Annotated in this window: 10 protein-coding genes; 8 read left to right on the top strand and 2 right to left on the bottom strand. The window is 71.8% G+C overall.

The window, feature by feature from the left end; translation table 11 throughout:
* The first annotated feature begins 526 nt into the window (after window positions 1-526).
* From AB0M97_RS04150 to AB0M97_RS04140, 3 genes are all read left to right on the top strand, one after another.
* Window positions 527-946 carry a phage holin family protein gene (locus AB0M97_RS04150; RefSeq protein ID WP_365959163.1) on the top strand — a complete coding sequence of 140 codons (420 nt, stop codon included), beginning with the start codon at window positions 527-529 and terminating at the stop codon, window positions 944-946.
* Window positions 943-1455 (top strand): DUF3618 domain-containing protein, encoded by a 513-nt coding sequence (locus AB0M97_RS04145; RefSeq protein WP_365959162.1) that lies wholly within the window; start codon window positions 943-945, stop codon window positions 1453-1455. Before AB0M97_RS04150 ends, AB0M97_RS04145 begins: the two co-directional genes overlap by 4 nt.
* 165 nt (window positions 1456-1620) lie before the next feature.
* Window positions 1621-2400: an antibiotic biosynthesis monooxygenase gene (locus AB0M97_RS04140; protein WP_365959161.1), complete on the top strand. Its 780-nt coding sequence runs from the start codon at window positions 1621-1623 to the stop codon at window positions 2398-2400.
* Window positions 2401-2547: 147 nt separating this feature from the next.
* Here the strand turns inward: AB0M97_RS04140 and AB0M97_RS04135 are convergent, their stop codons facing one another.
* Entirely contained in the window at window positions 2548-4362 is a 1815-nt protein-coding gene (locus AB0M97_RS04135; protein WP_365959160.1) for an endonuclease/exonuclease/phosphatase family protein, read from the bottom strand.
* A 363-nt stretch (window positions 4363-4725) separates the two neighbouring features.
* On the opposite strand from AB0M97_RS04135, the gene AB0M97_RS04130 reads away from it, so the two are divergent.
* The 3 genes from AB0M97_RS04130 (at window position 4726) to AB0M97_RS04120 (ending at window position 9919) form a co-directional block, all read left to right on the top strand.
* Window positions 4726-6153, top strand: a complete 1428-nt coding sequence (locus AB0M97_RS04130; protein ID WP_365959159.1) for a hypothetical protein — start codon at window positions 4726-4728, stop codon at window positions 6151-6153.
* Between the two features lie 374 nt (window positions 6154-6527).
* A complete protein-coding gene (locus AB0M97_RS04125) occupies window positions 6528-7979 on the top strand; it encodes an alkaline phosphatase PhoX (RefSeq protein WP_365959157.1) in 1452 nt (483 codons plus the stop codon).
* Between the two features lie 356 nt (window positions 7980-8335).
* On the top strand, window positions 8336-9919 hold the full coding sequence (locus tag AB0M97_RS04120) for a TROVE domain-containing protein (RefSeq protein WP_365959156.1): 1584 nt from the start codon (window positions 8336-8338) through the stop codon (window positions 9917-9919).
* A 73-nt stretch (window positions 9920-9992) separates the two neighbouring features.
* Here the strand turns inward: AB0M97_RS04120 and AB0M97_RS04115 are convergent, their stop codons facing one another.
* The gene (locus tag AB0M97_RS04115) at window positions 9993-11501 is read right to left on the bottom strand and encodes a DUF4246 domain-containing protein (protein WP_365959155.1); all 1509 of its coding nucleotides are present in this window, start codon (window positions 11499-11501) and stop codon (window positions 9993-9995) included.
* A gap of 248 nt (window positions 11502-11749) precedes the next feature.
* On the opposite strand from AB0M97_RS04115, the gene AB0M97_RS04110 reads away from it, so the two are divergent.
* On the top strand, window positions 11750-12556 hold the full coding sequence (locus AB0M97_RS04110; RefSeq protein WP_365959154.1) for a helix-turn-helix transcriptional regulator: 807 nt from the start codon (window positions 11750-11752) through the stop codon (window positions 12554-12556).
* Window positions 12553-12801: a DUF397 domain-containing protein gene (locus tag AB0M97_RS04105; RefSeq protein WP_365959153.1), complete on the top strand. Its 249-nt coding sequence runs from the start codon at window positions 12553-12555 to the stop codon at window positions 12799-12801. The genes AB0M97_RS04110 and AB0M97_RS04105 overlap by 4 nt, the downstream gene beginning before the upstream one ends.
* Window positions 12802-12827: the final 26 nt, after the last annotated feature.

Below are 12827 nucleotides of genomic sequence, written 5' to 3'. Positions count from 1 at the left end.
TGGTGGTCCGGTCGTCGGCGGCGGTCCGGTGGTGGGTGGTGGTGGTGGTCCGGTCGTTGGCGGCGGTCCGGTGGCTGGCGGTGGTCCGGTCGTCGGCGGTCCGGTTACCGGCAGCGGTTCGGTGGCCGGCGGCGGACCGGGCACCGGCCGTGGCACCGGCAGTGGTCCGCTGACCGGCAGTGGTCCGCTGGCTGGTGGCGGTCCGGCGGACGGCGCCATGCCGTCGGACGGGGCGGTGCCGTCGGACGGGGTGGTGCCGGCGGACGGGGGGGTGTCGTCGGGCGGGGCGGTGCCGTCGGACGGGGTGGTGCCGGCGGGCGGGGGGGTGTCGTCGGGCGGGGCGGAGGCCGGTGGGCTCGGCGTGCCGGAACTGGTCGCCGAGGCGGCTCTCCTGCAGGCCCGGCTCGACTGGTTCCAGACCCAGCTGGCCAGGCTCGGCCGCGGGCACGGGGCGGGTGGCGGGCGGCAGGGGTAGCGGGGACCGGGCGGGGTACCCGTGGCGTCCGGAACTGAGAGGAGGCGGAACGTGACCGGGACCATGGACACCTCACGCCCCGTGCGTGACGAGCACTCCGTGGGCGAACTCGTCGGACAGGCCACCGAACAGCTCTCCCGGCTCGTCCGGCAGGAGATGGCCCTCGCCAAGATGGAGCTGGCCGAGAAGGGCAAACGCGCCGGCAAGGGCGGCGGCATGCTCGGCGGCGCGGGAGCCTTCGCCTACGCCGGGCTGCTCGGTCTCGCCGCGACGGGCGCCGCCGCGCTCGCGCTGGTACTGCCGGTCTGGGCGGCGGCGCTCATCGTGACGGCAGTGCTGTTCGTGATCGCGGGCGTCCTGGCCGCGCTGGGCCGAGCCCAGTTGCGCCGGGCCACACCGCCCACGCCCGAGGCGGCCCTCGGCAGTGTCAGGGCCGACGTGGAGGAGATCAGGGAAAGGGCACACCGATGACGCCTGCCGGGGCCAAGGGCCCAGACGAGCTGAGGCAGCAGATCGAACGTACGCGTACCCAACTCGGCAACACCATCGAGGAGTTGGCGGGCAAGACGGACGTCAAGGGCCGTGCCCGGGCCCGGGCCGCAGACCTGCGGGACAAGGCCGGCGCGATGACCGTGCAACTGCGCAGCTCCGCCGCGCAGGCGGGCCACGCCGTGCAGGGCAAAGCGGCCAAGGCCGGTCACGCCGTGCAGGGCCGGGTCGCCGGGGCGGGCCACGTGGTACAGGGCAAGGCCGCCAAGGCCGGTCACGCCGTGCAGGGCAAGGCCGCGGAGGCCGGGCACGCGGTGCGTGGCGGGTCCATGCGTGCCAAGCACGCCGCCGAGCAGGCACCCGGTCCCGTCCGCCAGGTCGTGGACGCCGGGCGGCGCAACCCCCGGTCGATGCTGATGGCCGGGGCGGCGGTGGCCGGCGCGCTGATCGTGGCCGGATTCCTGATGCGACGCTCCAACGGTCGCCGCTGAGCGGACCCACTGGCGTCTCAACGGCCGCCGGACGGGCCCGACGCCGAACGACACACACCCCGGTCGAGACCACTCGGCCGGGGCTCCCTCATGTCCGGGCACGCCACCGACCCGCCCCACCCCGCTGCTTGACCTCAACCCCACTTGAGGACCGACCGTATTGGCATGACTCGCCGAACCCATACGCACGGAACCCGCACGCACGGGACGCACACGCACGGAACCCGCACCCGCCGAATCCGCACGCACCCCGACCTCACCGACCCCCGTGTCGGCGCCCCCTTCTTCAGCACCTGGCGCCTCGGCACGCCCGAGCGGCAGCGGCAGACCGTCGAGGCGGTGGCCGCCACCTGGGAGCGCCGACCCTGGCCGAGCGCCGATCTGCTCGGCTACCACCTCTACGCCGGCCACGACGGCTCCACGCTGATGCACTACTCGCAGTGGCGCAGCGAGCAGGCGTACGAGAGCTTCGTGAAGACCCACCGACAGGAACGCAACGACGAGATCGACACCGCCGTGCCCGGCATCGAACGCCTGGGCCTCGGCCGCTTCCGGCACTACCGCAGTGCCGGTGCCGGTGCCGGTGCCCTGGGCCGGGACGGACGTGTCGTGCCCGGCTGCGTCGTGATCGTCGACATCGAGTTCGACGGGCCCGACCCGGAGCGGCAGCGCGCCTGGGTCGACGCCGTCCTGGAAGCGCTGGACAGCGAGCCCCGCCGGCATCCCGGGGGCATCGCCGCCCACTTCCACGTCAGTACCGACGGCACCCGTGTCCTCAACTACGCCGAGTGGGAGAGCGCCGAGGCGCACGCGGAGGCGCTGGCCGCGCCCGGGGAGGGGATCGGTGCCGCGACCGAGCAGTGGCGGCGGGTGCAGAACTGGCCGGGGCTCAGGAGCAGCACGGTCACGCGGTACGACCACGCCCTCGGCCTCGTGCCGGACTGAACCGGCAACGGCCGGCAACGGCCGGCAACGGCCGACAACGGCCGACAAGGACCAGCAACGACCCGGCAAGGACCGGCACAAACCGGCAAGGGCTGGACGCGGCAAGGGTGTGCCCCGGGGCCGGCGGCGGCCCCGGGGCACCTGCTGTCACGGGTGGAAGCGCAGCACCTGCGGGTCGTGGTCGCTGATCTGGTCGTGGAACTCGGCGTTGACGTGCACGCTGTCGTACTCGAAGTCGTAACCGCGCCGGATCGCCGGGCTGATCAGGATCTGGTCGAGCACCTGGCTGTTGCCCTGGTACGTGTAGCTGTACCGCTCGCTCCGGGGCAGCGACTTGATCGCCGACCACAGCGCGCCGTCCCGCTCGAGGATGTTCGTCGTCTCGGAGAACTCGAAGTCGTTGATGTCGCCGAGGACGATCACGGCCGCGTTCTTCTGGACGTCCAGGACGTCCTTGACGAAGGCGTTGACGGCCGCCGCCTGGAGGTGGCGCTGGGTCTCCGAGTTGCGCGCCGGCGGCTGGTACTGCGAGGTCAGGCTCTGGTCGCCGCCCTTGGAGTTGAAGTGGTTGGCGATCAGGATGACCGTACGGCCGCGGAAGACGAACTCGCCGGCCAGCGGCTTGCGGCTGTTCCGCCAGGCGGCGTCGGCCGGGGCGATGCGGCCGGGGGAGACCGTCAGGGCCGCCCGACCGCGCTCCTCGGTGACGCCGACGGCCGTCGTGGCGTCGCCGCCCGCGCGGTCCTTGAAGGAGACGCGGTCCGGGTTGAACAGGAAGACCTGGCGGATGTTGCCGCCCGGCTCGCCGCCGTCCGTGCCGTTGGCCGGGTCGATGCCGCGCCAGTCGTAGCGCGGGCCGCCCGCCGCGACGATCGCGTCGATCAGCTTCGTCACCGTACGGTCGGCGGCCACCGTGCCGTCGTTCGTGGCGCCGTTGTTGTCCTGGATCTCCTCCAGGGACACGATGTCGGGGGACGCCAGGTTGTTCACGATCGCGGACGCGTGGGCGTCGAAGGTGTCGTCGGACGGGTCGAGGTTCTCGACGTTGTACGTCGCCACCGCCAGCTCGCCGTTGCGCTGCTCGCGGGTGGTCTCGCGCTCCAGGCCACCGCTCTTGAGGGTGCCGAGCTCATTGGCGACCAGGGTGTAGCCGCCGTACTGGTTGTAGTCCAGCGGGCCCGTGGTGGCACCGGCGAGGGTGTCGCCCACGTTCGCGTCCGGGAAGTCGGCGGCGCGGCCGAGGGACTGGATCTGGAGGCGGCCGGTGTTCTGGGAGCCGTAGGAGCCGTACACCGTGCCGCCGCGACGGCTGGCGTTCTCCTCCGGCTTCACCGTCACCCACAGCTCGGTGTACGGGTCGGTGGCGCCCACCACGCGGGTGTCGGAGACCCGGATGTTCATGCCCTCCAGGGACTCGTAGTAGTCCAGGGCGTACGTGCCGGGCTCCAGCGGCAGCGCGTTGATCGATCCGTTCGGCTGCGGGGCGTACGCGTCCGGCACCGAGTCGGCGTCCACGACAGCCGGGGCGGGCAGCGCGTTGCCGCTGGACACGACGGTGACGGTGGCGCGGCTGAGCTGCGTCAGCGACTGGTTGCCGGACGAGGTGCCGCCCGGGACGAACTCCGAGACGGTGCCGGAGACGGAGACCGCGTCGCCGACGGCCACCTTCGGGGCGGAGCTGGTGAAGACGAACAGACCCTCACTGGTGGCCGGGTCGGCGTCCGGGTTCGGGTCCTGCATCCAAAAGCCCCGGGACGAGCCGTAGGTGCGTACGCCGGTGACGATTCCGGTCACGCCGGTGACCTGCTTGCCGGCGTAGGCGGATATCCGGGTGCTGCCCTGGATGTCGTGGACGCGCACGGTGTCGGCGTGCGCGGGGGAGATCAGGACGACGGTGGACGCCGCGGAACAGACGGCGGCGACGGTGAGCGCGGCGAGGCGCGCGGACGACTTGCTCGGCAACGGAATCCCTCCGGGGACGTGACAGTGCGCCGGGACGAGGGCGGACGGAAAACGCAGGGGACGCGACCGGCGGAGCGGCGCGACGCGGGTAGCGGTCAGTGAACAGCCGTCCCCGACTTCTACGCGCGTCAATCTCCAGCCTGTTCGCACACCTTGTCAAGGTTTCAGCCATGTACGGCGGCCGACGAAGAGATGAACCGGGCGGCATGGGTCGAAATCCGTCTAGGCTGAGCGGCTGAGCCGTACGACACCCCCGCGGGCCCGTCGTACGGCACCCGCGCCGTACGGCACCGCCCCCGGGCCCGTCTCGTACGGCACCCGCACGGGTCGTACGGCCTTCCATGCGTCTAGGAGAATCCGCCGATGTCAGACAGTTCCCCCCTCCCGCCGGTGCGGCTGCACCCCGAAGCGGAGCTGGCGCGCGACGCGCTGTCCACGCCCCTGCTGTCGAGGGCGGCACGGATCGCCCGCTGGGCCGGGCCGGACACCCGGGTCGACGCCGGGGGCGGACTCGTGGACGAGCAGCTTCCGGCGGCGGCCGAGGCGCTCGGGCTGAGCGGGGACGACGCGGCGGCCGACGCGAGCGAGGCGTGGCGCATCGCCGTGGACACCGGGCTGGTGGAGATCACCGACGGGGACGAGGGCACCGCCGGACCCGGGGAGGACCTGGCGCTGCTCACCGACGGCTCCCCGCACGACGTGCTCGAGGTGTGGCTCGGCGCGCTGGAGACGGTGCTCGCCGACGCGAGCGTGCCCGACCTCGACGGGCCGGCCGAGGCCGTCGGCCGGGGCGGCGAGGCCGACCTGGCGGCCCTCGGCTGGGACCCGGAGGCCGAGGCGGAATTCCTCGACGGGGTGCTCGGCAACCTGTACCTGATGAGCGTCAGCGAGGACGGCCCCGGTGACACCCCGGTGCCGCTGCCCGCGCTGGCCGCCTCGGTGATCGTGCCCGGCGACATGACGGAGCCGTCCAACGACGTGCTGCAGCAGGTGTCCGACGCGATGATGCGGCTGGACGACCAGTTCCGGATGCTGGAGCCGGTCGGGCTGGTGGAGTACCGGCCGGTGGACGAGGCGCTCATGACCGACACCGACGAGGAACCGGCCGCGCCCCTGGACGACACCGACGTCGCCCGATACGGCATGGTGCGCCTCACGCCACTCGGGCGGTACGGGCTGCGGGCGCGGCTCCTGGAGGCCGGCTTCGAGGCGCCGGCCGTCGGGGAACTCGCCGACAAGGGCGCCGACGCGCTGCTCGACGGGACGTCGGGGTTCGGGCCGACGGCGGCGCAGGCCGAGACGGAGCAGTGGCTGACGCGCCGCGAACCGCTCGCCGCCGCAAGGGAGTTGCTGGCGGCGGCGCGCGGCTCGGACGCCGGGGCGCCGCTGCGCCGGCTGCGCTGCCAGCAGGCGCTGTCGCTGGTGGGCGGCACGGCCGAACCGGCGCTGCGGGAGGTCCTCGACGACGCCGAGCTGGGCGGGCTCGCCCGGGTGTGGCTGACCGAGCACGGCGCGGCGGACGTGCCGCCGCCGTCCGAGGCGATGATCTTCTGGCTGACCGTCGACACCATCGCCGCGCAGCTCGCCGCCGAGGGCAACTCCGAGGAACTGCGGGACCTCGTCCAGGGGCTCGCCCAGCAGCACGGCGGCTTCTTCGAGGCGGCCTGGCGGGTGGACCACCCGGCCACGGCGGACGTCCTGGAGGCGATGGGCCGCCTCCACCCCGACAAGCGCATCGCGAAGGAGGCCCGCAAGGCGGCCTTCAAGGCGCGGTCGCAGCAGGGAGGATGAGCGGGGGGTGACGGGTCGGCGGCGGGGGGATCGCCGCCGGGGGCGCGGGTGATCGCCGCCGGGGGCGCGGGTGACCCTCGCCGGGGGCGCCGCCCCGGTGATATGGGGGCGATGCGCCCTCCCGTCGTCCGGTTCAGCGACCAGGTACCGGTGGCGCTCCCCGTCGTCCGGTTCACCGATCAGGTACCGGTGGCGCCCCCACCGCCCGGTTCACCGATCAGGTACCAGTGGCGGCGCCCACCGCCCGGTTCACCGAACGGGCCCCGACGGCGCCCCCCGTTGTTCAAGCGGTGTTCAGAGGCGGGCGGGAGCGTGGCGCGGAACGAGGCCCGCCGCCCTCCAGGGCACGTACACCCACTGTCACAGGAGACTCCATGTCGCTCACCCGCAGGGACTTCGCCAGATCCTCCGCGATCACCGGCGCCGGTGTCGCGCTCGCGGGCAGTGTCGGTGCCCTCGCCTCCGCCCCGGGCGCCCTCGCCGCCACGGACACCGAGAGCGCCGGCCACGCGTCGGCGGACCCGCACGGCGGGGTCGGCTACGGGCCGCTGATCCCCGACCCCGACGGCATCCTCGCGCTGCCCGCCGGGTTCACCTACCGCATCCTGACGTACAGCGGTCGCACCCGGCTGGAGTCCGGCGAGTTCACCCCGTCCAACCACGACGGCACCGCCGCCTTCCCCGGACCGCGCGGCACGACGCTCCTCGTCAACAACCACGAGCTGAAGGGCCCGCGCGCCAAGTGGGACCACCCCGTGCCGCTCACCGAGGGCCTCGTCTACGACCCGGCCGCGTCCGGCGGCTGCACCGTGGTCGAGGTGTGCCCCGACGGACGCGTCGCCGAGTGGGTCGGCATAGCCGGCACCTCCACCAACTGCGCGGGCGGCAGCACCCCCTGGGGCACCTGGCTGACCTGCGAGGAGAACTCCGACAAGGCCGGCGTCAACGGCATGACCAAGGACCACGGCTACGTCTTCGAGGTCGACCCCGTGGACCGGCGCGCCAACCGCGACCCCAAGCCGCTGAAGTTCTTCGGCCGCTACGACCACGAGGCCGTCGTCATCGACCCCAAGCGCGGCCACGCCTACCTCACCGAGGACGCCTCCAACCCCAACGGCCTCTTCTTCCGCTGGACCCCGCCGGAGGACTTCGCGTACGGCCCCGGCAGGTTCCGCGAACTCGCCGACGACGCCGGCCGCCTCCAGGCCCCCCGGTGCTACGACTCCGGCGGCCGGTTCGTGGACGACCTGTCCCGCGCCACGCGGATCGGCACCGTGTACGGCGTCGACTGGGTGGACGTCCCCGACCGCGACGCCCGTACCGTCCCCGTCCGCAAGCAGTTCGCCGCCGGTGAGATCACCCGCGCCCGCAAGCTGGAGGGCATGTGGTGGGGCGACGGCGGCGCCTACATGGTGTCCTCCTACGCCCGCGCGGAGAGCCCCGGCACCGCGCACGACGGCCAGGTCTGGTTCTACGACCCCCGGCGCCGCACGCTCACCCTCAAGGTGCTGCTCGGCGTGAACCCCGACCCGTCGGGCGACGGCGCCTTCGACGGCCCGGACAACATCACCGTCTCGCCGTACGGCGGACTGATCCTCGCCGAGGACGGCGAGGGCGTCTCGCACCTCTTCGGCGCCACCGACAGTGGCCGCACCTACCCCATCGCCCGCAACGAGCTGAACGTCGGCACCGAGGAGGAGCCGGAGTACAGCGAATTCGCCGGCGTCACCTTCTCGCCCGACGGCCGCACCCTGTTCGCCGGCATCCAGGACCCGGGCATCCTGCTCGCCATCACGGGCCCCTGGAAGCGGCAGCGGCGGCGCTGAGTCCCGGCAGGCGCCCGTTAATTGTGTCGCCCCGCCCGAGCTGCGCCTCCTACAGTGGTGATCAGAACGTCACGCACCTCCCGGTGCGATGGCGGCGGCTACTTCTCTTCCACAGAATCCATGCCGCCGCCGACTTGATCTCGGGAGGCGCAGCTCAAGGCGGGTGTCCGGTGCGCAGGCAGCGGATACTTCATTGATCAGAGGGTTGCGGGTTCGAGTCCCGTCACCGACTTCGGGTCGGTGTAGCTCAATCGGGTAGAGCATCCGACTAAAAGCCCGTCGCCGCATCCGATCTCGGACACCTTCCTTTTGCCGCGTCTCTCTCCGAAACCACTGTGAATTCGGGGGAATTCAGCATGGCGCGATTCAACACCCGGTCCGCGCGGCCGCAGCCGGTGTCGCGGGTGACCTCGACCGGCCGGATCCTGCGCACCTTCGAGGGCGGCCGGGGCCGGGAGCGCGACACCCGCTCCGAGCTCTTCCTGCTCGCCGTCTCCCACTTCGTCTCGCAGCAGACCTTCTACGAGAGCGGCGCCGACCGCGACGACCGGTTCACGCGGCTCGTGCGCGAGCTCGCCGTCACCGACCCGGCGTGGACCGCGGGCCTGCTCGGCTGGCTGCGCGGCGAGGGCAACCTGCGTACCGCGTCGATCGTGGGCGCCGCCGAGTACGTGAAGGCGCGCCTCGACGCGAGCGCCACCGACGGCCCCTCGAACCGGCAGGTCGTGGACTCCGTGCTGCGCCGCCCCGACGAGCCCGGCGAACTGCTCGCCTACTGGACCTCCCGGTACGGCCGCGCCGTCCCGAAGCCGGTCAAGCGCGGCATCGCCGACGCCGTCCGCAGGCTCTACGACGGCAGGGCGCTGCTGAAGTACGACACGGCGTCCAAGGGCTACCGCTTCGGCGACATCCTGAACCTGGTGCACGCGGCGCCGGACCCTGGTAAGCCGTGGCAGGGCGAGCTGTTCCGGTACGCGCTGGACCGCCGGCACCACCCGGACACCGCCGTGCCGCCCGCGACGGTCCCGGTCCTGACCGCGCACCGCGAGCTGATGGCGCTGCCGGCCGGGGAGCGGCGCGCGGTCGTCACGTCGCCCGGCGGCGCCGAGCGGCTGGCGGCGGCCGGGATGACGTGGGAGGCGCTGGCCGGGTGGCTGCAGGGCCCGATGGACAAGGCGGCCTGGGAGGCCGTCATCCCGTCCATGGGCACCATGGCGCTGGTCCGCAACCTGCGGAACTTCGACGAGGCGGGCGTCTCGGACGAGGTGGCCGAGCAGGTCGCGGCGAGGATCGCCGACCCGGTGGAGGTCGCACGCTCGCGGCAGTTCCCGTTCCGGTACCTCGCCGCGTACCAGCACGCGCCGTCGCTGCGCTGGTCGTACGCGCTGGAGCGGGCGCTCGGGCACTCGCTGGCCAACGTACCCGCCCTGCCCGGCCGGACGCTGGTGCTGGTGGACCGCTCGGGCTCGATGTTCTGCTCGCGGCTGTCGGACCGCTCGCAGCTCAACCGGGCCGACGCGGCGGCGATCTTCGGCACGGCGCTCGCGCTGCGGGCGGCGGACGCGGACCTCGTGGAGTTCGGCACCCGCAGCAACCGGGTGCGGTTCCAGCGGGGCGAGTCGGTGCTGAAGATCCTCGGCCGCTTCGGCGACCTCGGCGGCACGAACACGACGGAGGCGGTCCGCAAGCACTACCGCCGCCACCACCGGGTGCTGATCGTCACCGACGAGCAGTACACGCACCACCGCCTCGGCGACCCGACCGAGCAGGTCCCGGCCGACGTCCCGGTCTACACGTGGAACCTGGCGGGCCACCGGGCGGGTCACGGCCCGTCGGGCACGGGCAACCGCCACACGTTCGGCGGCCTCTCGGACGCGGCCTTCCGCATGGTCCCGCTGCTGGAAGCGGCGCGGGACGCGGACTGGCCATGGACGGCCTGAACCCGGGCAACGCGGCCCGCGCCCCTGGAATTCGCCCACCGGGGGACGCGGGTCCCTTCAGGGCGGAAGAGGGTCAGTGCTCGCAGAGGGAGAATTCCCGTTCGTAGAGCTGCTCGTTGTGTTCGTCGACGAAGAACTTGCGTTCCCGCATGAGTTGTTCGCGGTACGTCCTGGCCTGCTCAAGTGTCATGGTCGAGGTGGTTGCCCATGGCTGTTGCGGGGGGACATCGGATGTCGAGACGATCTTTGTTGACGGGTCGACCAGGAAGAACGCGAGAATTTTGCGGTGTCCCGGGCGGGTCGGGTCCGTGAGGCGGAACGGGCCGACTCGGTGCTGCAGGATGTTCGGGAACGCCAGGCAGCGGCCCGCCGGGGTCGATGCCGAGCCAAGGGTTTGGTTCAGGGCGTCTTCGTCCTCCAGGCCGTAGACCTCGCGCAGGCCGTTGTCGTCGTTCTGCTCGTAGTCCGGGTCGTCCAGTGCCGTCCGGAAACTCAGCCGGCTCTCGGTGACGTTGTCGCTGTCCCAGTAGAAGATGCCGGTCGAGACGATCCGCTCGTTCAGCATTCCCTCGACGTGCCAGGAACCGCCGGGGTACTCGGGCTTGTCCGGGGTGAGATGGATGGTGGCGAGCTTGACGATGACCTGGAGGCGGCGGCCCCGCAGGTCGACCCGGGCGGAGGCGTCGGGCACCCCGGGCGGGACGAAGGCCGGGGCGTCCGGGACGACCGGGCAGCGGTTCTCCCACCAGTCGTCCTGGGCCATTTCCCATGCGCGGAGGGCTTCCTGGTAGGCCTCGTCATCGCTGTAGGAGGATGTGTCCGGGTACTCCGGCTCCGAGTCGTACCAGCCGTAAGGGTCCGCCTCGATCCGCAGCGGTCGCGGATGGCGCAGGTCGGTGAGTACGTTCTCCAGCAGCGGGCGCATGCGTGCGAACAAGCGCGGCAGTACGGAGGCCAGTTCGCGGTGAGTCTCGGGGTGGACGTTGTTGATGTACGAGCGGAAGGCGACCTCACCGTCGTCACTCACGTCGACGTCCGTGGGCAGCCACTGGAATCTCTCCGAGAACTCGTACGTCGAACAGCGGTCCGTCGGGTTCTGCCAAGCCCACTCGGGGGCGCCGCTCACCTCTCTCACCAGGCAGAAAAGTGAGGGATGGACCAAGTCCAGTACCTGTCCGTCGGATCCGGGGTGCCAGTCCTTCTCTGCGTCGGGGACCTCTTCCAGGACCCGGACCCCTTCGCGCAGCCGGGTTCTGAGCCGGTCGTCGATCAGTGTGTCCGACTGCCACACCCCGTCGACGGCGGACACCTCGATGCCGGTTTCCTCGTCCCGCAGCGCCGCGTAATGCGCGAGTTCGGCGAGGACGTAACTCACCTGAGCCTCGGTGAGGCCCTGGGCGACCGCCTCCTGCCTCCACCTGGCGACGATCTCGGGGTCGTTCATCTTGTCGAACCACCCGGGCTTCGCCCGGATGTGGGCGCTGCACTGCATCATCTGAAGTTCCCGCAGCGTTCGGGGTGTGGCGAACGATATGGAACGAGAAGCGTGAAAGGGCAGCGGGAAGGCAGCCAGGCCGGTCAACTCTTCTGTTCCTCCGAGTCGGTGTGCGGTGGCGGGAAGGATATGTCAGCACACTGACACCGCAGGCGAGCCGGGCGAGACGAGTGACGTCCGGCCGGCCCGGTCCGCGTACGCCCGCGCAGCGTACGCGCTCACCAGCTGGACACGGTTCATTACCGTACGTGACCATGGGGGAGTACGTTCTGTGCGCGGGAGGGTGCCCTGTGGCGGGTGATGGGTCGGTGGAGTCCGGAGGGGGAGAGCCCGAGATGTCCGACAGTCTGCGGATGTTCGGAGCTGTCCTGCAGGCGTTGCGGGAGCATGCGGGGTTGACCCGGGAGGAGTTCGCCGAACTCGTCGGGTACTCCAAGCACACCGTCGCCTCCGTCGAGCTGGGGCGGCGCATGCCCGATCCCAGCATGGTCGACAAGGGCGACGAGGTGCTGGGGAACACCGGCGCCCTGCGGCGCTCGGCGCCCTATCTTTCGCGGCAGCCCGGCATCGCCGCCTGGTTCCGGCAGTGGGCGCGGCTCGAAGGGCTCGCCATCAGCCTGTACACGTACGAGTGCCGGGTCGTGCCGGGGCTGTTGCAGACCGAGTCGTACGCGCGTGCCGTGTCGCTCAGTGTGCCGCCCGTTCCCGGCGAGGAGCAGTTGCAGCAGCGGATCGCCGCTCGGCTGGCCCGGCAGGAGATGCTCACGACGCGGCGCGAACCCCCCGGCAACTTCAGCTTCATCATCGAGCAGGCGGTGCTGGAGCGGTACACCGGCGGGGAGGACGTCACGCGTGAACTCCTCGATCATCTGCTGGACGTCACCGCGCGGCACTGGAATGTGGTGCTTCAGGTCATGCCCCTGCGGGCTCCGCAGCATGCGGCGATCGACGGGCCCATGCAGCTGTTGGAGACCCCTGAGCATCGGTGGTTCGCTTACTCGGAAGGGCAGAAGAATGGGCGGCTCATCGCTGACCTGAAAGAGATCAGCGTCCTCCAGCAGCGGTATGCGAAACTGCGTTCGCAGGCTCTCACCCCCGGTGATTCCCGGAGCCTGCTGGAGCGGATGCGAGGAGCCCTATGACCCCCACCACCGATCTGGCCTGGTCCAAGAGCAGTTACAGCGGCTCGGAAGGTGACGACTGCGTCGAGGTCGCGCTGTCCTGGCGCAAGTCCAGCCACAGCAGTGGGAGTGAGGGCGACTGCGTCGAGGTCGCCGCCTGTACCCACCTCGTGCACGTCCGCGACTCCAAGGACAAGGACGGCGCCCGGCTCGCCCTCGGGGCCGACGCCTGGACGCGGTTCCTCTCGCACGCCGCTCGTGGCTGACGGCTGAGGGCGCCGGGGGCACCCCC

Source organism: Streptomyces sp. NPDC051207, from assembly GCF_040682395.1.
Lineage (GTDB): Bacteria > Actinomycetota > Actinomycetes > Streptomycetales > Streptomycetaceae > Streptomyces.
The sequence above is the reverse complement of the archived record's forward strand: the minus strand, read 5'-3'. Positions and strand labels throughout refer to the sequence as shown.